Origin of the sequence: Vibrio ostreicida (assembly GCF_013074385.2) — a bacterium.
Taxonomy (GTDB): domain Bacteria; phylum Pseudomonadota; class Gammaproteobacteria; order Enterobacterales; family Vibrionaceae; genus Vibrio; species Vibrio ostreicida.
Window position 1 is genome coordinate 108,146 of sequence record NZ_JABEYA020000002.1, and the last position, 20,718, is coordinate 128,863.

The 20,718-nt window shown below is 45.8% G+C and carries 14 protein-coding genes; 3 read left to right on the top strand and 11 right to left on the bottom strand.

Annotation, left to right across the window (positions count from 1 at the left end; translation table 11 throughout):
• Positions 1-142 precede the first annotated feature (142 nt).
• Together HLM86_RS04235 and HLM86_RS04240 are read left to right on the top strand one after the other, a co-directional pair.
• Positions 143-1,771 (top strand): ABC transporter permease, encoded by a 1,629-nt coding sequence (locus HLM86_RS04235; protein WP_170882284.1) that lies wholly within the window; start codon positions 143-145, stop codon positions 1,769-1,771.
• Positions 1,768-2,799 carry an ABC transporter ATP-binding protein gene (locus HLM86_RS04240; RefSeq protein ID WP_170882285.1) on the top strand — a complete coding sequence of 344 codons (1,032 nt, stop codon included), beginning with the start codon at positions 1,768-1,770 and terminating at the stop codon, positions 2,797-2,799. Before HLM86_RS04235 ends, HLM86_RS04240 begins: the two co-directional genes overlap by 4 nt.
• A 65-nt stretch (positions 2,800-2,864) precedes the next feature.
• Here the strand turns inward: HLM86_RS04240 and HLM86_RS04245 are convergent, their stop codons facing one another.
• From HLM86_RS04245 to hemL, 11 genes are all read right to left on the bottom strand, one after another.
• Positions 2,865-4,772 (bottom strand): beta-N-acetylhexosaminidase, encoded by a 1,908-nt coding sequence (locus HLM86_RS04245; RefSeq protein WP_170882286.1) that lies wholly within the window; start codon positions 4,770-4,772, stop codon positions 2,865-2,867.
• Between the two features lie 10 nt (positions 4,773-4,782).
• Positions 4,783-6,495: a glycoside hydrolase family 9 protein gene (locus tag HLM86_RS04250; protein ID WP_170882287.1), complete on the bottom strand. Its 1,713-nt coding sequence runs from the start codon at positions 6,493-6,495 to the stop codon at positions 4,783-4,785.
• A 53-nt stretch (positions 6,496-6,548) separates the two neighbouring features.
• Positions 6,549-7,544 (bottom strand): ABC transporter ATP-binding protein, encoded by a 996-nt coding sequence (locus HLM86_RS04255; RefSeq protein ID WP_170882288.1) that lies wholly within the window; start codon positions 7,542-7,544, stop codon positions 6,549-6,551.
• Positions 7,545-7,580: 36 nt separating this feature from the next.
• Positions 7,581-8,570: an ABC transporter ATP-binding protein gene (locus HLM86_RS04260; RefSeq protein WP_170882289.1), complete on the bottom strand. Its 990-nt coding sequence runs from the start codon at positions 8,568-8,570 to the stop codon at positions 7,581-7,583.
• Positions 8,567-9,580: an ABC transporter permease gene (locus tag HLM86_RS04265; protein ID WP_076586199.1), complete on the bottom strand. Its 1,014-nt coding sequence runs from the start codon at positions 9,578-9,580 to the stop codon at positions 8,567-8,569. The genes HLM86_RS04260 and HLM86_RS04265 overlap by 4 nt, the downstream gene beginning before the upstream one ends.
• A complete protein-coding gene (locus HLM86_RS04270) occupies positions 9,577-10,569 on the bottom strand; it encodes an ABC transporter permease (protein WP_170882290.1) in 993 nt (330 codons plus the stop codon). The genes HLM86_RS04265 and HLM86_RS04270 overlap by 4 nt, the downstream gene beginning before the upstream one ends.
• A 112-nt stretch (positions 10,570-10,681) precedes the next feature.
• Complete coding sequence (locus HLM86_RS04275; RefSeq protein WP_170882291.1) at positions 10,682-12,361, bottom strand: ABC transporter substrate-binding protein; 1,680 nt, start codon at positions 12,359-12,361, stop codon at positions 10,682-10,684.
• Between the two features lie 438 nt (positions 12,362-12,799).
• Positions 12,800-16,186 (bottom strand): response regulator, encoded by a 3,387-nt coding sequence (locus HLM86_RS04280; protein WP_254868758.1) that lies wholly within the window; start codon positions 16,184-16,186, stop codon positions 12,800-12,802.
• A 193-nt stretch (positions 16,187-16,379) separates the two neighbouring features.
• Positions 16,380-17,402 carry a 16S rRNA (guanine(1207)-N(2))-methyltransferase RsmC gene (rsmC, locus tag HLM86_RS04285; protein WP_170882292.1) on the bottom strand — a complete coding sequence of 341 codons (1,023 nt, stop codon included), beginning with the start codon at positions 17,400-17,402 and terminating at the stop codon, positions 16,380-16,382.
• Between the two features lie 76 nt (positions 17,403-17,478).
• The gene (locus HLM86_RS04290; RefSeq protein ID WP_170882293.1) at positions 17,479-18,564 is read right to left on the bottom strand and encodes an AI-2E family transporter; all 1,086 of its coding nucleotides are present in this window, start codon (positions 18,562-18,564) and stop codon (positions 17,479-17,481) included.
• Between the two features lie 255 nt (positions 18,565-18,819).
• Positions 18,820-20,112, bottom strand: a complete 1,293-nt coding sequence (gene hemL, locus HLM86_RS04295; protein ID WP_076586209.1) for a glutamate-1-semialdehyde 2,1-aminomutase — start codon at positions 20,110-20,112, stop codon at positions 18,820-18,822.
• A 258-nt stretch (positions 20,113-20,370) separates the two neighbouring features.
• On the opposite strand from hemL, the gene erpA reads away from it, so the two are divergent.
• Complete coding sequence (gene erpA, locus HLM86_RS04300; RefSeq protein ID WP_076586211.1) at positions 20,371-20,712, top strand: iron-sulfur cluster insertion protein ErpA; 342 nt, start codon at positions 20,371-20,373, stop codon at positions 20,710-20,712.
• Positions 20,713-20,718 lie beyond the last annotated feature (6 nt).

Genomic DNA, 20,718 nt, shown 5'->3' on the forward strand with positions numbered 1-20,718 from the left:
AAACCCTGCGGCCCTAGGTCGCTCTTTTGAGCTGGGTCCCTTGAGGTTGTTTGTTTATAAGGGTATAAACTTAACCCTTATAAAGTTGAAGGCATGTGAGATCGCGCCAGCAGCGCAGCGCATAGCTTGATATAGTTGGACGATGAAAGAAAATAATTACTTATGGAAAACCAGTAGTGGGGTCTTAACCTTACTACTGGTTTTGCCGATCTTAGCCATATTTCTCACTTCAATAGGTGAGACCAATGAGCTGTTCGAGCACCTGATGTCGACCGTGATGCCGACTTATACCCTTAACACCATTTTGCTAGCATTAGGCACCATGATGCTCTCATTGGTCTTTGGGATCCCGAGTGCCTGGATCATGGCAATGTGCCGTCTACCGACTGAAAAGGTATTACAATGGGCGCTGGTGTTACCATTGGCCATGCCTGCCTACATTGTTGGTTATATTTTTACTGACTGGCTTGATTTTGCTGGCCCTGTTCAAATCCTATTGCGTGACATCACTGGCTGGCAAGCTGGTGAGTATTGGTTTCCAGATATCAGAACCCTACCGGGGGCGATCATTGTACTCGCATTGGTTTTATATCCTTACGTTTACCTTCTGTGCCGAGCGGCTTTTATGGAACAGAATGTTTCGTTGTTGCAATCCGCACGATTGCTGAAATGTTCACCTTGGCAAAGTTTTTGTCGCGTTTCTTTGCCTCTAATACGCCCTGCTATTGCAGTTGGATTATCATTGGTTGCAATGGAAACCATTGGTGATTTTGGAACGGTCAGTTATTTTGCTGTGAATACATTGACGACCGCTGTTTATGATACTTGGCTGGGTTATTCGAGTTTAACCGCAGCCGCTAAGATTTCCGCTATTATGCTGGTATTTGTTGTTCTATTGCTCAGTATTGAACGTTACAGTAGACGCAAGCAAAAGCTATTTCAGAATCAATTCAGCAGCAGAGAAAGTTTTCGTTACCAGCTTTCGGGGTGGCAAAAATGGTTGGCACTGACGTGGTGCTGGGGACTGGTTGCGATCGCTTTTCTCCTGCCACTTTGCCAGCTTGGCCTTTATGCCTATAAATATTTTTTACAAAGTTGGACACCGCAATTTAGGGAGTATGCCCTAAATAGCCTCTATGTTTCTCTTTCTGCGGCTGTTATCGCCGTGGCAATAGCGATCATCGTCAATTTTTACTCTCGGCTATCGTCCAATCGGCAGGGGGTGATCTTTATGCGTTTATCTTCGATGGGCTATGCGGTTCCTGGTACTGTTTTGGCGATTGGTGTCATGGGGCCAGTCCTGTTGATGGACCACACATTGAATGATGTGGCCAAACTGCTGGATTGGGGGAGGCCGGGTTTGGTGTTTTCTGGTTCGATGTTCGCTCTGATTTTCGCATTGGTCGTTCGCTTTTCTGCCGTCGCTATCGGTAGCCTTGAAAGTAGCTTGAATAAAGTGCCTCCTTCTCTGGATATGGCATCGCGAACAATGGGGTGCAATGCCAATCAAATGTTGAGGCGCGTGCACTTACCATTAATTCGACGTGGCGCATTGATTGCCGGGTTGTTGGTTTTTATTGAATCCATGAAAGAGTTAAATGCTGCTTTGCTGTTACGACCTTTTAATTTTGAGACTCTAGCGACTTATGTTTATAACTTTGCTTCAGACGAGCAATTAGAATTAGCCGCATTGCCCGCGGTACTTTTAGTCTTGGTTGGATTGATTCCACTCGTTATGGTTAACCGTTCATTGGAGCGTACACATTCATGAGCTGTGCTTTATCTATTAAAAACTTAACGTGCAAGTACGATAGCCAGACAGCGGTGTTAGAGTCCTTGTCGCTGGACGTAGAACATGGTGAGATTGTTTGCCTCTTAGGGGCCAGTGGTTGTGGAAAAACCACGTTGTTAAAAGCGATTGCAGGTCTGTTACCACTGAGTTCTGGTTCAATGAGCCTGAATGATATGATCATCGATGATGGGCGTGATTGGCGGCCTCCAGAGCAGCGTAACATCGGTATGATTTTTCAGGATTATGCTTTATTTCCTCATTTAACGGTTGAAGATAATGTTGCTTTTGGCCTCACTGCCCTGAGCCCGATACAAAGAGCCCATAAAGTCACAGAGATGCTTGAACTGGTTCATTTGCAAGATTTCTCCAAACGTTACCCTCATCAATTGTCAGGGGGGCAGCAACAGCGGGTGGCTATTGCTCGTTCACTGGCTTACCACCCTGATTTATTGTTGCTCGATGAACCTTTCTCCAACATCGATACTCAGGTCAGGCATGAGTTGATTGGCGAAATACGAAAAATTTTTAAAAAGCAGGGTGTGACAGCAATATTTGTGACACACAGTCGAGAAGAAGCTTTTGCTTTTTCTGACAAAATGGCCGTCATGAATCATGGTGTGATTGAACAATATGGGACGGCCAGTGAGCTGTATTATCAGCCCTCAAGTAAGTTTGTTGCTGATTTCTTAGGTGGAGGCAGCTACCTTCTTGCCACACGTATTTCAGAAACAGAGTTTGAAACAGAGCTAGGGCTTGTTGAAGCTCAGGCACAACAAAATATTGTGCTTAATGCGCAGTGTGAGCTGTTACTTCGGCCTCAACATGTACAAATCAGCGCCACGACAGAAAGCAGTGTGACCGTACTTGAACAACAATTCATGGGCGATCATTGTCGCTATGTGATTGATGCCAGTGGTCGTCGGTTGTTGGCAAGCTCATCGGAGCCCCTTACCGTAGGTCAGGCCGTTTCTGTAAAAGTCGAAACTCAGGGCGTTCTCGCGTTTTAGTGGGTTAAGCGGGCTCCGCAGTTTAAGAGGTTTCTAGGTGAAAGAAAAAGACTGAGAGCATGGCTCTACGGGTGGCGATAACCAATGTTTTGTTGATCTAAATTGGGTAAATGTGCGATTAATCTCGATCGATAATCCTGCCAGTTGCGCAGTTTTTTCTGGGTCCAGCAAACTTCTGCTAACGCGGACAGGCGCGGAAAAATCATATAATCGAGCTGTTGCTGGTGGATGGCGTGCTCACTCCACAACGCACATTGAACGCCCCAAACGTGTTGATGTATCGGGTCATCGTCTTTGATATTGGCAAGGGGCTCGTAACCATAGGCCTTTTCAAGAGAAATGACACCAGCCCAATGCATACCCGGTTCTTGGGGGGCTTCGTCCTGAACCATATCCAAATAGGTAAACTGAGCAGGCTGCAGCACCACATCAAATCCCTGTTTGGCACTTTTTAGAGCCGCCTCTTCATTTGACCAAGAATACAGAACGGTCTTTTTACTGATTTTTCCACCAAGTCGAACTTCCTCCCAACCCAGCATACGTTTGCCAAGTGAGTGCAGCTTCTCTTCGATGTAGCGGAATAGATGCCCTTGAAGATCTTTGGTTGAACGGTAGCCTTTGCTTCTCATTAATGTTTGACAACTTGGGCTGTTAAGCCACACCCCGTCGGGGATCTCGTCGGCGCCAATATGTATCCACGGTGCAGGAAAAAGGGTTGCGACTTCTTCTAAAACGCGGTCTAGGAATTGATAGGTACCCGCTAAAGCGGGCGATAACACGTTGTCGGAATAGTGCTGAACGCTTAGGTAACTTGAGGTATCGTTGGTGTCGACCAGCAAATCAGGCAGAGACCTTATTGCGGCTCTGCAGTGGCTGGGAATATCTATTTCAGGGATGATTGCGACGCCTCGTTGATTAGCATAGTCGATAATGTCGAGCACCTGTGCTTGCGTATAGTAACCACCATAGACGCAAGAAAGGTGGCTAAACTGCGGCTCTAACGAGGTTGAGTGGCCACGGTAAGCACCTATCTGAGTTAATTGAGGAAAGGCGTTGATTTCCAGTCGCCAGCCTTCATCATCGGTTAAATGCCAATGAAATACATTGAATTTGTATGAGGCTAATTGATTGATCAAGCGCTTAATACTGAGAACAGAATGAAAGTGGCGAGCGCAGTCAAGCATCATTCCACGATATTTAAAACGAGGCGCATCCATGATGTGTACGTAAGGAATGCATAGCCTGTGAGTGCGGTGACATGGCTGGAACAGTTGTAATAACGTCGCGCTGGCATGAATAAAACCTGAGGGTGAATTTGCTTCCACTCGTATCCCCGTTTTGGAGACCGTTATCTTATATTGGTCGACGTCCAACCTCTCGTTAGCAAAAAAAACTAAGTCATTTTCTCCGTTGGTGGTGAATTGGTATCCAAAACGGCACTGCAACTCGTGGTTAAGCCAAAGAGAAGCAGAGGTCGCTTGGGAAGAATCGAGTTTGATTTGGCTGCGTGAAGATAAGTGGAAATGACCAGTTTGGTGGCTGATCTTACTCGGTAAAGGGATGAGCGCCGTCTTTGGTAAGGGGGAATCGCACAGATCAGAGGCTGTTTTAAACTCGGGCATGGGCGTCATCGGTGAAATCGTAACGGCCAGCATGTTATTGATGTTAGCTTGTTTGATAACCGCTTCTCTAATCCCATCGGAATGAAACCTGATCGGGCGCGGCTGAATGTCAAATTCACAGTAAAAATGATCGTTGACGGCGAGAGTTTTGCAATTAGGATCTAAGGTGCAAAAGCTGCCCACTTGTGCCAGCCTGCCGTGGTTGACACTCTCCGGTACAATCGTTTGATCGAGGATCAACAGCAATGTCCACTCTGAAAGCTCTTCTTCTGATAAGTTATAAAGGGTTAACCCTAAACGAGTGCTTTGATTACTTTCAGATAAAACAGCCAGATCAACGCGGAAATCCATCGTATTTTCCTTAGTTTTTAGCATCAAAATGATTGAACTGAGCGATGATGGCGATCAGATACCAGCCGGCGTGAGGCAGCCATTGTTCACCCCAACGCCAGTTTTGTTGTAAGTCAAACTTGTGTGGTAGGGGGTTAAAAGCAATGCCTTGTTCGTCATTAAAACCGGCGGTGATCCCATTACAAATCCCGCCTTTGGCGTTGAAGAATCCGAGATCGGGTAGATAGTTTGGATTGTTACGTCCATGTCCATCGAGCATGCAGAGATCGTATGGATTCAGTCCTAATATCCAGTTAAGAGCACTATGAGACAAAGTCATGACATCCTCCTTGAGATGGATGTTTTCAATATAGTCAAAAGCAAAGTAGGCCATTGTGCTGAGTGAGGCCAAGCGAGCGTTTTCACCTTGCCACCAGTAGCCTGTTTCGTTGTTCTGAGCCATGAAAAAGGCGTCACGCTTGATACCGCCAAGAGATTGAACATACTGACGTGGGTATTGGAAAGGGTTATCCACATAGCGCGTGATGGTCAGTTCGAATTGAATGGCCTGATTGATGGTTTTGATCGCGGACTGTTTCCGTGTTGGGTCCGTTTCTATTTTTAGATACTCGCACAACGCAATAACGGGTAAGCCGGCTTCGACAGCATGATAAAAAGGTCGAGATCCATTCGCATTGGCTGACCAGAAATATGAAAAATTATCATCACTTTGCTGACGGTTTTGTAGCTTTGTGGACCACTGGCGACATTCGTCCAATAAGGCGCGTTTTGAGGTTGTCCTATACAATTCAACGGCGGCGAGCAAAGCGCAGTACTCATCAATAATGTTTTCCTCACCATCGTTGATATAGTGATGATTAAATTCTTTCAGGTGCCAGTAGCCCTTTTCAGCGGCTTCCTGATACTGGTATTGGCTGAATTCACCACGTTCTGTGAGCCTAGCGGCGGCGGATAACGCCGCAATCGCCATGCCTCCGCCTTGCCTAAACCCTGATTCAACGTCATTCGTTTTGTGGCCCTTTTGGGTTGCGTAGGCACAAACCTCTCGTTGGTCGACATCTTTGGACCACTGATCAAAGACCGTCATATAGAAAAATCCAGCCTGATTTTGCATTCGCACAAGAAAATCAGCACCAAACAAGGCTTCTTCCGCGAGTCGCCATTGGCTGAATGGGGGGCATCGATTGTTTTCTGAGAGTAATTCGAGCCCTTTAAGCATGTTCCACACAACCATAGGGGTTTGCTGTGGGTTGAGGTAATTAGAGTAGGATAAGTGGCTGAGATATTTACTAACATCTCCAGAGGCATCGTACCAGCCACCATGTACATCGACGTTGTCATCGGAATGGATCAAAGGCACGCTATGATCTCGCTGATCAAAACGGCCTCCAGAGCGCTGGGATTTAAAGTAGTGCAGGACATCGGAAAGAGTTTCTTTTAACAGTAAACCTTTGGCAATCACGAAGACGTTCGAGTTGAGGTTTGCGACGTTGAGATAATAACGACCGTTTGTTTGAAAATCAGAGAATTCAATGCGGGAGGCGTGTCCGAGCTGCCATTGGTCGGTGAGGGTGCCGTTTGGGATATTTAAGGTCGCGACGGTCTGTTGCGTATCTACGCATATTAGGTAGGCGTGGCAGTCGCGATTGCAGGCTTGATCTCTTATGAAAACCGCGTGTTTTGGCCCTTGTGTTTCATAACCAATGTGATTAACCAGCAGCATGACGTTCTCCAACTAAAAATGTGTTAACAAGACCAACCTTAAGGGGGTGATGTTTATTGTTGATATAAATAGCAGCGAACGAAATGGTTATCCGAGAGTTGAGTTACCTCCGGAAATGATTCCCTGCATTGATGGGTTGCCTGTGGGCAGCGACTGACAAAAGGGCAGCCTGAAGACTGAGGCGTCCATAGAGGAATCTCCCCTTTATTAGCTGAAATTTGTCGATGAGTGGTGCGAGTCGGGTCAGGGACGGCAGAGATAAGCAGTTTTGTATAAGGGTGTTGGGGGTGATGAATAATGTCTTCTGACTCTCCCCATTCGACCATGTGACCTGAGTACATCACCGCCAAATCCTCGGCAATATAGCGAGCTGTCGCGATGTCATGAGTAATGTAAAGCAGCGACATTTGTTGCTCAAACTTCATCTTCTCCATTAGATTTAGAATGCCCGCTCGAATTGACATGTCCAACATTGATGTTGGTTCATCTGCCAAAATAACCTCAGCGCCAACCGCGATATTGCGAGCCAGATTGACCCTTTGGCGTTGTCCTCCTGACAATTGGTGAGGAAATTTGTTTGCTGTTTCTTTAGAGGGAGTAAGTCCGACTTGCTCGAGGAGGCTATATACGTCTTCCTCTAACTGCTTTTTATTGCTCGGGTTTATTTTGTTATGAATCAAAAGTGGACGAGCGATATGGTGGAATATGTTATGGGTGGGGTTGAGAGAGCCAAATGGGTCTTGCCAAACCATTTGTACGCCTTTGCGATAAGCCATCAGTTCTGTGCGAGAGCGGATATCTTTAAGATCTTGCCCCTTGTATTCGATACAGCCAGAGGTGGGTGCATACATTTTGGCAATCATTTTGGCGGCGGTAGATTTACCGGAACCTGATTCCCCTACGATAGATAGGCCGCGGCTCCTATACATTTTGAAGGACACTTTGTTGAGCGCGCGGAGCAAAGGTTGTTGCAAGGCATGACGGTTTATGGCGAAGTCCTTGGTCAGGTTTTTTGCCTCAACCAGTAGGGGGTCATTTTCTGATCTCATCCTCATCTTCCTTAATGATTCTCGTGTTGGTGACAGTCACTCCTTTAACTGAGTTGGGTTGATGCTGTCAGTATAAATATGGCAATTAGATAGCCGCTCTGGTGTCACGTGACGAAGTTGAGTCGCTAAATGGCGGCAGACAGAATGCGCCCGATGGCAGCGTGCCTGAAACCGACACCCCTGTGGAATGTCAAGAAGGTTGAGAGGGTTGCCTGGAATTCCAGTCAGAGGGACCTTGGGGCCGGTCAGAGACGGAAAAGAGTGGCTTAGGCCCTCGGTATAGGGGTGGTAAGGGTTGGTTAGAATATCCTTTGAAGGTGCGATTTCAACCAGTTCTCCGGAATACATCACCCCGATGCGGTCAGAAAATTCGGCCATCAGCGACAGATCATGAGTAATAAAGAGAATCGTGAAACCGAACTGCGCTTTTAATCCTTCAATTTTTTGCAGGATCTCACGCTGGACTACGACATCTAAAGCGGTTGTCGGTTCATCCATAATGATGATTTTAGGGTTAAGTGCGAGCGCAATGGCGATCACCAGCCGTTGCCGCATGCCTCCTGAAAACTGATGAGGATAATCAGAGAGTCGGCTTGGATGAATGTCCACAATCTCCAGTAATTCTTGTGCACGTTGACGGGCTTGACGGCGAGACATCTTGGTGTGATGCCGAATCACATCAGAAAATTGCGCTTCAATAGTTAAAACAGGATTAAGTGCATTCATCGCGCTTTGAAATACCATTGACGTCTCTTTCCAGCGAAATGCTTGCATCTGTTTTTCCGTGTATTTTAGGATGTCTTCACCTCGGAATATGATTTCGCCGCCTGCAATAAAAGCGGGTGGGTTAAGCAGGCGCATTAGGGAAAGCGCAATGGTGGATTTACCACATCCGGATTCTCCGGCAAGCCCTAAAACCTCGCCTTGAAACAGGTCAAAACTGACATTATTACAAGCCCGGATATCACCAACGTCGGTGGTAAAATCAACGCATAAATTGCGAACAGAAAGCAAAGGTTGAGTCATGAACACTTGTCTCCATTTAGTCGGGGGAGCTTGGTTGCTGGTTGTCTTAGGGGCGTTCGTTTCTTCCACCATTTGGTCCTGTGGTGTGAGCGCAATTGCGGATTAGCAATCTCATCGACCGCGAAATTCAGCAGTGCTAGGCCAGTAACCAGCAAGATTAATGCGAGGCAAGGGGCGAGTAACTCCCACCAAGCCCCAATCAGCATTGAAGACGATGTCTGAACGTTGTAGAGCATGATGCCCCAACTGATCGTATTAGGGTCACCTAAACCGAGAAAAGAAATGGTGGCTTCCATCATAATGGCGTACATGACGGAGCCGATAAAACTGGCGCCAACAATAGGTGTCAGATTGGGCAGTATTTCGACTAAAATAATCCTAAACTGAGATTCTCCCAATATTTCTGCTGCTTTAACGAACTCTTTTTCGCGTAAAGCTAAGGTTTGTGAACGAATGACTCTGGCCCCCCAAGCCCAAGCGGTCAGGCCAATAATCAAAGCCATTGTCATGGGGCCAGCTTCACCAATAAAAGCCGCTAAAATAAACAACAGTGGATACTGTGGGATGACGAGCATAATGTTCATTGCCGCAGTGAGCGCATTGTCAATATGCCCACCAAAATAGCCTGCTGTCATACCAATGATGGTCGCGAGAAAGCACACCGTTATTCCGGCACCAAAGCCAACCGCGAGTGATACACGTGCTCCGTGGACCAACTGTGACCACACATCCCTACCCATACGAGTTGTTCCTAAGCTATGGTCCGCTTTTTTCGACATGAGCAAGGTTCTTCTGTCTGTGGCGACATTTTGGGCCAACCAGCCTTCGGGGTTGGATTGTGCAGCTTTGACGAGAAAAGAGGGGTACTCATGAGGGGAACCGGTTCGCTTGTCGGGAGCGTGTTGAGCAATTAGAGGGGCAGTGAGTGCTATCAAAACAAATAATAGGACGATTAAGCTACCCACCAAGGCGATAGGGTTAGCCACAATCAGCTTAACAAAATCTTTCATGATGCTTGACCTGCTTTATTGAGCCGGGGATCAAGGGCAATATAAAGCATGTCCGCAAGCAAGTTGAACATCAGCATAAATATCGTCATGATCAGTAATTGGCCTTGAAGAACCTGATAGTCACGAGACGTAATGGCATTAAAAAGTACTGAGCCCAGACCGGGATAATTAAAAATGATTTCAATGATCAATTGCCCGCCGATAGCTGTGCCCAAAGCCATAGATAAAGCGGTCACACTTGGTAAGAGTGCGTTGCGAGCTGCGTAGTTGAAGACGATTCTTTTTTCATTGAGGCCCTTTCCTCTGGCCATAGTGATGTAATCTTCGGCAAGAAGATTAATCATGTTATTACGCATATTGACTAAGAATCCCCCAACCTGAACGATGGATGCACAGAAAAGGGGAAGAATAGCGTGATAGGCGACGTCTTTTATGAAGGCCCAGCTGGTCCAGTCAGGGGGCAAACCAGCGGTGTACGCGTAACCTGAGGGTAGCCACTGCAAACCAATAGCAAATATATACATTGCAGCCATGGCGATGACCATTTGGGGAATAGCCTGAATGATTAACATCCCTGATGTCATAAAGGCATCGTATTTGCTCCCTCTTTTCCAAGCGGCATAAATGCCGAGAAATGATCCCAAGCAAAAGGAAAGAGTCACGGCACCCCCAGCAAGAAAGAGAGACCAGCCAAAGGCTTCTCCAAGCAAATCATTGACGGAGAGTGGATAGAACTGAATGGAAGTGCCAAGTTCCCAGCTGAGGATATTGTTAATGTAGACCCAATACTGCTTCCACAAACTGCCATCAACAAAACCCAGCAGTTGTTTCATGGCAGTAAGGCGTTCAGGGGTCACTTGAACAGAGGCATTGGCAAACATCATGGTGACAGGATCGCCCGGCATGGCTCTGGGAATAATGAAGTTGAGAGTCGCTGCAACCAAAAACGCGACGAAGTAAAATGATAAACGTTTTAAAAAATACGCCACAGATTTCGCCTTATTTTGGTGGAATTGAGCTTCAGTTTTCGTTTACGCGCGGCGGGATAAGCGCCAATCTAGGACCTTGTCTTGTTATGACATCAGTCTGGTTAAGATTCGCCTAGAGGATCGGTTCTAAGTCCAGAACATGAAGTAATCGCTCTGGGATACCTGACCAAATGTTTGGCCTTCCCTTCGCATTTTCTTCGTTCCACCACCCAGTAAATCGCGTGGTATTATATTGATACATGTAGGCGCCTGACATGACGGGTATCGTAACCTGTTCAGCGGCTATAATACGCTGAATATCATGGGCAATATCGAGCTGTTTTTCTCTATTATTGGTTTTATAGAAGCGGTTGAGTAAGTCATCCAGTTGCTTATTCTTGTAAAAATGCATGGCGAAACGAGGCATTCCCTCCCCAGACTGCAGTCTGGAGTTGAACGCGCTGTTCCAGTATGTAAATGGGTCAGCCCCATGAAAGTAATTGGTGTAGGCGATATCGTATGTGGCATCTAGCATCGTTTGGTTGTAAACCGAGAAATCCGGTGTTCGGGCTTTGGCTTTGATACCCACTTCCGCGAGTTGTTCAACGGCAAGTTGAACCGTATTGTTGAAATCAGTCCAACCATTTGGTGATTGAAGGATGAGCTCCAAAGGTTGGCCTGAAGGTGTTTCAACGAATCCATCCTGATTAATATCAATAAATCCAGCGTTAGTCAGAAGCGTTTTGGCACCTTTAACATTGTAAGTATTGAAGTATTTATACTTGTTGTGAACGTTTTCATCTGACCAAGTTTCAAAGGCGTAACCGAGGCCAGATGCAAAATCGTTGATGGTGCCACTGCCGTAAAACGCAATATCTATAATGGTTTGACGATCCAGCGCCATCGAGAAAGCTCGACGAAAATCAAGGTTGGTTAGAGTCTCTTTTTTCGCAGGATTAGGGTGCTTGAAGTTAATCACAAACGCTTGGGTTCCCGCAGGCGGGTACCAGTATTGATGATTTGGGCTGGCTGCAGCGTAGGTTCGATCCACATCTGGGATGAACGAAGAAGTCCAGTCCATTTCTCCCTTGATGATTTTGCTTAAAAATTGATCGTTGCTGGCGATTTGTGGAACACGAAGGCAGTCCACGTCGAGGTTAGCGGCATCCCAGTAATGAGGGTTACGACACTGAATATATAGCTGAGAGGTAAAGGTCGTGATGTCAGTGAAAGGACCAGTGCCAACGGGTTCAGGATTGGAAAATGCAGTAGGGTCTTGGATGTTTTCCCATATATGCTGGGGGACTATCGGAACTTTTGATATCTCGTAAGGGGCATTCGAATTTGCTTCTTTAAGATAGAAGGTGATCTGATAGCTGTTCAATTTCTTGATACTGGTGACCCAAGCGTTGATCCCACTTTGATCGAGTTCAGGGTGATGATTGACGAGTTGAAATGAATATAGGACATCATTGGCGTCAAAGGCTTCTCCATCAGACCATGTTATGCCTTTGCGAATGGTAAAGGTGACACTCGTCAGATCTTCAGACATGGTGTACGCTTCTGCCAAACGAAAGACAGGGGCATTTCCTTTCATTTCGTTAAAGATAATCAGAGGCTCGTAAATAAAATCCCATGTTGTATGCAGGTGCGTTGAACCTAAATAGGGGTTGAAGTTTCGGACAAATGACGTGAATTCTTTGGGGTGAATGGTGAGCTCACTGAGCTGTGTCTCCGCATTGACTAGAGATGCAGCCAAAGTCGTCAATGTCAGGGTGACTGCTAAGGCAGTCTGTTTTTTATTGGCACGCATCGCTTGTCCTTAGTTTTTAGGTGATGATCACTCGCCTGTGTTACTCGACAATGTCATTGTTCGATCTGGTCATATGCCATTGAGAAAAGTGCGCGATATTGCTGGAGCTATTTAAGAGAACACCTTTCGGTTAGATTTAGCAATTTGCTTTCTCGTCAAAAACGTTAAACTCGTCCTTTCTGATGTTAATCCCGTTAACTTGACGCCAGTAAAATCGGCCTTTTTTTGGGAGATCGTCTTGAATGACTGGCAAGGTAAACGCTGTTTTTCAAGTAGACGGAGCAAGTGAAGACTTATAATTCATTGTTTTTAATTCAGTAAATCCTGATTTCATCACTGGTGAGCACTTGTGCACCTGTGGGTACGGGATTCTTAAGCTCAAATCTGCCGTCTTGTTGTGATGGTGTTCGCAAACTAAGTGTTTTCCGCTTGAGGGCTTTAGCTGGTCAACAAATGCTGAAGCTTGTTCCTCAAGGTCTCAATATGAGAGCGCTCAGGGGTCATTTCTTTACAGTGTTCAAGGATGTAGTCTAGTGAATTGAGTACCGTTCTCCAACGTGGCGTTTTGGGCAGGGTTTCGACTCGTAGGTACTTATCGAGTGTGCGAGTTTGAAGGGTGCTTCGGTCAAGATACACTCGCCATAAACCACTTTGTTCAGCAAAAGAAAACTTACTTTGGCCAGTAACTGTTTCCCAGTAAGTCAAAGCAGAGGTCATGGACTCCACCAAAATGCGTCTCATGATGTCTTGTTTAGATTGGTAATCAGTTGTGACTCGGTCTGCAAGTCGAGTAAATTCGCCACCCAGCTCTTTGAGTTGTTGCAGTTTGGCTTCGTCGCCCTCAAAGGCGAAACTTGATAGTGCTTCTATGGCGGTTTCAAGGTTTTCAATTCGGTTGGCATTCAAGCTTCCACCGATATCGAGGATGTACATGGCTTTGAGACCTGAGGCTTGTGGAAGTTTGAGAATATCGGCCGATAAATGCTGCCGGATGTCTTCAACATAGATGTCAATCACCCCACAATAATGAGGGTGTTCAACGGTTAGAAATTTTGGTGCTATCAGTTCCTCGGCAGTGGAACGCTTGAGCTGTTCATGCGTTCGTTTGAAGAGGCGAGTGGCGGCGTCGTTAGTAAACCTAATTTTATGGTCTTCGCTAACACAGACGATAGCTTCAGGTGCCGACTCCAATTGTTCCAGTAGGCGGCCTTGTGTTTCAAGTAAGCTAGCTTCGATCATGGCTCTTTGTTTGAGTTCTTGTTGCAGCTTCTGGTTTTCAACTCTCCTAATCTCTGCCTTGCTGGCAGCAAGATGAGCTCGGATCCGAGCCGCTAGTTCTTGATTATTGAAGGGTTTAGGTAAATAGTCGTTTGCTCCGACTTCAAATCCCCTGACTCTATCTTCGGCTTGATTGAGAGCGGTTAACATAATCACTGGTAATTGCGCGTGATCAAATTGTTGGCGCAAGATCTCACATACTTGGTAACCACTCACTCCAGGCATCATGACATCTAAAAGAACCAGTTCTGGCTTCTCTTTACGGATAGATTCGATCGCTTGTTCACCATCAGCGGCACTGCTTACGCGGTAACCTTCTAGGCGCAAAAAGCTGTCTAGTATACGCAAATTAATCGGTTCATCGTCGACAATAAGGATTAATGTTCCCTGCGGGTTTTCTGGTAAATTGGGGGAGCCTGAAAGGGTTAACTCATGGCTCTCGGGTGCGATAAAGTGCTCGTCTTCACTCAAGGACGTTTGTCGAATCTGTTGTTGAGAAGCAAGGGGTAGAGTAAAACTAAAGGTGGTCCCCACCATGGGTTGACTGCTGACATAGAGCGAGCCTTGCATGAGCTCTATCAACTCGCGGCTAATCGAAAGCCCTAGCCCCGCCCCCTGACGGTAGTGATGGCTGTCTTGGCTCGCCTGCATCAGGGGCTCGAAGATGTACTCGAGCTGTTCGGGGGGGATGCCCTCGCCCGTGTCGACAATTTGAACGCGTACCTTCTCATCGATGATCTGGGCGGATATCACTATCTTGCCCTCATTGGTGTACTTAATCGCATTACCAATTAAGTTGTATAAAACCTGCTCCAGTCTCTGGGGATCTCCGCATCCCCACAAGGCTTCTTTGGGAACTTGATTGATGATACGGATAGGTTTGGAGCCTATCAAATGAGAGGACAACTCCAAGACCAATCGTGTTGCGCTGGAAATATCCACAGCACGTGCTTCAATCGACATGTTGCCATAACGCATTTTATGATAATCGAGCAGATCATCGACCAGTGTGGCGAGCCTTTGTCCACTACTAACGATGATATTAAGTTGATATTGATGTGAGGCGGTAATTGGGCCGTTAGCCCCTGAAATTATAGCTTCCGCTAACCCGATCATACCATGCAATGGTGTTCTTAGTTCATGGGAAGTCGTGGCAAGGAATTCGTCCTTGAGTTTGTCTGCCAGCTGAAGTTCATCGTTCTGCTTTTGGATCAGTCTCAGGTTATCTTCAAGCTCTTCATTCTGCTGTTTGATCAGCCGTATTTTTTCACGAATAGACCGCTGCATGTATTCAAAACTGAGTGCTAATCGTCCTATTTCATCTTTACGATCGGTATTGATCATATCGGTTTCAAGATCGCCAGCAGAGACCTTTTCGGCCGCAGATGTCAACTGTAAAAGTGGTGCTGTGATAAAGTTAGACAAGGTATGAGAGGCAAGGATAACCAATAGAATCGCGCTGAGCATGATGAAGACGAACAGAGTTTCCAACTGATGAACGCGAGCAAAGGCCTCTTTTTCAGGGAGTTCAACGACTAGGGCCCAATGAGTATTTTTAAACGTTGTTGGGCTGTAGGCTGCAATCGTCGCTTCACCCACTGAATTCATATAGGTTCCGACGCCGGTCTCTCCTTTTAAAGCGAGCTTCACTACACTCATACTTTTGTTGATGTCATCCTGCTGTGAAGAGAGTGTGATCGAGTGTTGTTCATCGCTAACTAACAAGGTTTTCATCGATGGCGTGACATGGGTGTCGGCGATTAGCTTAGTAATGCCATTATTAGGCAGCCGAAATAACGCATAACTGTGCAGATAGCCTTGTTGTATTATCGGTGCGCCAAGCCATGCGACCTGCTTTCCTTGCTCGGGCCTGAAATCTGAGATAAAGATGGGGGTATAGTCTTGATTGGTTTTACGTTTTTCTGCGACCAAAGTACTGAGCTTATAATACGTCTCCCCTAAGTTTGTCTCTCGGTATCGACCAGTAAGTAGGTTTGTTCCATAGTTGTCATACTTATTGATAGAATAAGTGACATTACCGTCGAGATCGACGAGTAAGAGATCATCAAAATCCGAACGCTTGAGTAATTCAATGTAGGCACGGTGATAGCGTTTATGCAGTAACCTGTAACGTTCCGTCGCGTTGAAAACGGTAGACTGGCGCAGTACCGATGTTTTTATCTGATCTCCAGAGCCTTGGATATAACGGTTTTGAGCATTTTGGCGAGCTTGTTCAATATCAATACCTAGGCTTTTGAACGCATTCACCAAGCCATAGAATCTGCCACCACTGGCGTAGGCCAGTTCAGAGCGCACAAAGCTCAGCACTTCTTTTTCTCTTGTTTGCAGATAATTGATTAACTGTTGGTGTTTACTATTTCGAACAGAAATTAGGTGCGAGGTACTTTGTTGTTGAAGATCTTTGCTGTGTGACTGAAGAAAGAACAGAGTGATTACGGTTAGTGGCGTAATGCTTAAAATTAGGAAAGCTAGCATGACGGTGTGTTTTAACCGTTTAACGGTTGGTTTTTTATTTGACTTATCCATGTGTTGACCAGACTTTCCAAGACGAAGGCAGGCATGAAGATGCCAAAATGACAACGAAGTTTTCCAGAAAGGACAAAATTAGCGAGTTTTTTTACTTTGACAAGTAAGTCGAGGTGAAAGCGTGGATTAAAGCGCAAATTTCGGGTGATAGTGATAACTGAGCCCAGTTACATCCGCTAACTGGGCTCTAATTTCAATTTTTTGCCGAATAAATCGCAAACTTTTTAGTCTTATTTAGCGTCTCGCAATTACCAAAAGCTTGTTCAATAATAGGAGAGTATTTGAGGAAGCTGTTTGCAACGATCAGCAATTGTCCGTCGTTATTCTGGTGTTGAGGAGCTTGCGACAATAAGGTTTCGGTCGCTTTGTAGCTAGTCTCTAGACCGGCATGAAAAGGAGGGTTGCTGATGATAAACTGGTAATCTTTGCTGGTATCAGAATAGACGTCAGAAGCAAAAACTCGGCCTTTTAGCTCATTTGCTTCCAGTGTCGCTTGACTGGATTTGACCGCCAAGGCGCTAATATCACACATCTCAAGTGCAATGTTGGGATTTAGGATGGCCATCACACAACCAATCACACCGGCTCCACAACCAAAGTCCAGCACTTTGCCACTCAGTACAGGCAGTGAGTCGAGTAATAATTGAGAGCCTACATCAAACTGACCATGGCTGAAAACACCAGGTAAGCTCTTCACTGTGATCGCTTTGTCTTGGTAGCATATTGAGTACTGTTTAAACCAATCTTGCATATTAAATGCAGCCGGTGGGTGAGTACATTGCCCCCAATAAAGAGAGCATCGTCGCGCCGAATCGATTTTGTTAACAGAGCCGTAGGGTTTGAACAATTTTTCTATGCTTTTTACCCCAGAACGATTTTCGCCAATGACCACTATTTCTGTATTCGGGCCGAGTTTCGCCATAAGCATCGCGAGTAGATATTCTGCTTCGGCTTTTGCTTTAGGCCAATATAAAAGAATCATATCTGCGCAAGTCTCTCGCTCAAACTCAGCGCCAAATGCCACTGTGATTTTCTCACTGGGCTTAAGCTGACGGTAGTAGCCATAGTTTGTGGTGAATACGGTAACGGACTCACAATACTGTGCTAGTTCAATGGGAAATAGATCCTCGGATTCACCAGCAACAAGAACATGCTTTCCTGCAAAGTGGGTAAGCTGTCTTTGAGCAATTTGACTTGGAGCGATATAAGCAGACATAGTGGACTCTGGCTAAAAAAGACGGGGGATTCTCGCACAATCCCCTAAATTCTTGAAGTTTTGCTTTTGATGGCAGTTAGTTTTGATCCTGCTGGTCAAGAAAGTTATGAAACTCTTCTTCATAAATATTGAATAGGACCATAGTGATAGCAAAGATCAATGGCCCATATATTAGCCCAATAAGACCAAAGAGATGAAGCCCCCCAAGTAGAGAAAAGAAAATCATTAGGGTATTCATCCCCCCGCTGCCTTGCATTAGAAAAGGTCGGAGTAGATTATCAATAGAGCCGACAATAACCACGCTCCAGATGGTCAGGAAAATGGCCCAGCTAGTGTCCCCACTGAGGAATAAATAAGCCGCCGCTGGTATCCAAATCAGTGATGTACCAATCACGGGAATAAAGGATGCAAATCCCATCATGGTACCCCAGAATAGACCCGGGAAGCCCGCTAGCCACATACCAAGGCCACCAGCCAAACCTTGGGCAATGGCGGTCAGGAAAGACCCCATAACGGCAGATTTAGACACTTGTTCAATTTCATCAAGTAATTTGTCTTCCTGACTACGAGACAAGGGCAGGATATGGCGTATTGCGGCGATAATTTTATCGTGATCACGAAGCAGAAAAAATAGAACAAACAACATCAGGAAGAAGTTCAGCAGAAAGTTTGTCGCATCGCCCAGTATTTTGGCACTGATGCTAACTAAATTGGAACCAAACGAAGTAGCAAAGGCGGCGATTTTTTGGCCTACCTCTTGAGGTTTTACCTCATCAAAGGGCAAATAAGTGTTCACTAAAGATAGAATTTTGAGTATCCAAGGGTGTTCGAATAGAGCTTGAATACCGCCGCCTGAAACCCACTGATAGACGTTTTGTGAAAATGCAGAGCCTTGTTGAATGATAGCGGCAAAAACAAAGAGTAGTGGCAGCACAATGATCAGGCTTAATAAGGTGCACGACAGTAGGGAAGCTAAGTTTTTAAACTTAGGTAAACGGTGCTCTATCCATTCATGCACAGGAAAGATTAATAGCGAAATAATAAACGCCATGATGATAGAGTTTATATAGGGTTCGACGAGCAAAAAGCAGGCAAAGCCAGCAAGAAGGAGAGCAATAATCAACACCCAATGGCTGGAAGTTATTTTGAATTTTTCTGACACGTTTGTTGTCCAAGTTTTCGTCGCAATAGCAGTATAATGACCACAAAATTCCAAGTGTTCAATGTAAAACAGAATGTTAATGTAGGAGAAAGAGATTATGGGGTGTTGCAATAAAGAAAAACCATGTGGCAATAGCAAACCGAGGCGGCCGTTTCCATGGTTTTTGGCAATGCTTGTGTTACTGATTTTTCTTGTGATCGCTAACTGGCGTTAAAAAGGCTGTGATTACAGCCATTTTATAAAATGGTCTGGCTTTTAACTTTCTTGAGCCATGATAGTGAAACTGCGTTCAGCTGCTTCTAAGGTGGCTTCGATTTCTTTACTGCCATGAGCAAGAGAGGTGAAGCCCGCTTCGAAAGCGGATGGCGCCAAATAGACACCATGTTCTAGCATCAAGTGGAAAAAGCGTTTAAAACGTTCCACGTCACATTGGGCGACTTCTTCATAACAGGTAACCTGTTGCTGTTCAGTGAAAAAGAAACCAAACATGCCTCCGACTTGATTTACAACCAAAGGTATACCTTGTTGGTCAGCCAGTGTTTTGAAGCCTTCGGCCAATTGTTTTGTTATTGAATTGAGGCGCTTTTCATTGCCTTCTTCTTTCAACAGGTTTAAACAGGCATAACCAGCAGCCATCGCAACAGGATTACCCGACAAGGTACCAGCTTGATAGACAGGGCCTGTAGGAGCAATAAATTGCATGACCTCTTTACGACCACCAAATGCCCCCACGGGCATGCCTCCGCCAAGGACTTTACCCAGTGTGGTGAGGTCTGGTTTTATGTTGTAGTGGCCTTGTGCACCGCCTAAAGCGACTCGAAACCCAGTCATCACTTCATCAAAAATCAATAAAGCGCCTTGCTCATCACAAATTTGGCGCAGGCCTTGATGAAAACCTTCTACAGGAGGTACACAGTTCATATTGCCAGCCACGGGCTCGACGATAATACAGGCTATCTGTCCCTTGTTGGCGGCAAAGAGTTCACGAACTGAATTCAAATCGTTGAAGTTTGCAGTCAAGGTATGTTTAGCAAAATCTTCAGGTACACCCGGAGAACTTGGTTGACCTAGGGTTAGGGCACCAGAGCCTGCTTTCACCAGTAAGCTATCGGCATGTCCGTGATAGCAACCCTCAAATTTGATTATCTTATCGCGCCCAGTAAACCCTCTTGCAAGGCGTATTGCGCTCATCGTGGCCTCGGTCCCTGAGCTTACCATCCGGACTTGCTCCATGGAAGGCACCAATTCTGACACCAGTTCGGCCATTTTTATTTCGATTTCGGTGGGAGCCCCAAAGCTCAACCCTCGCTGCGCTGCGTCTATAACCGCTTCACGAATTGTGGCGTGGTTGTGGCCAAGGATCATAGGTCCCCAAGAGCCAACATAATCAATATAGGCCTTGCCATCAGCATCAAAAATTAACGGGCCGTCAGCACGTTCAATAAAGATAGGAGCGCCACCTACGCCATTAAAAGCACGAACTGGGGAGTTAACGCCGCCAGGAATGGCATGCTGTGCTTTTTCATACAACTGAGCTGATTTGGTCATGGATATATCCTCTGTTTTTATTACTTGGACCAATTTGGCAGGCATTGTACCCGTCCCGTCCAGTACAAGAAAACGGTTTACACCACATTCTGGTCAGTTTTCCTCCGTGTTTATCGTGTTTTTTTTGAAAAATGCGTCTGATAGCTGGTGAATACTTGAACGCTTCACTCAGGTATTAGATAATGAACCTATTAGAGAAAGAATGTTTATCCATTGCTTAGTACAGTGATTGGGTCAAGATGAGTAAGAGAGGTCATTGTGAGCGAACTAAATATCCCGCTAACATTTTCAGATGCAGCAGCGCAACGCGTTGGTGCTTTGATCGCTGAAGAAGAGAACCCAGATCTAAAGCTGCGTGTGTACATTACTGGCGGTGGATGCAGCGGGTTTCAGTATGGATTTACATTTGATGAAAAGGTCAATGAAGGCGATATGACAATCGTCAACAGTGGTGTGACACTGGTTGTTGACCCCATGAGTTTACAATATTTGGTCGGTGGACAGGTCGATTATACTGAAGGGCTTGAAGGCTCGCGGTTTTTTGTGACCAACCCCAATGCAACGACAACCTGTGGTTGTGGGGCCTCGTTTAGCGTCTAATGAGTA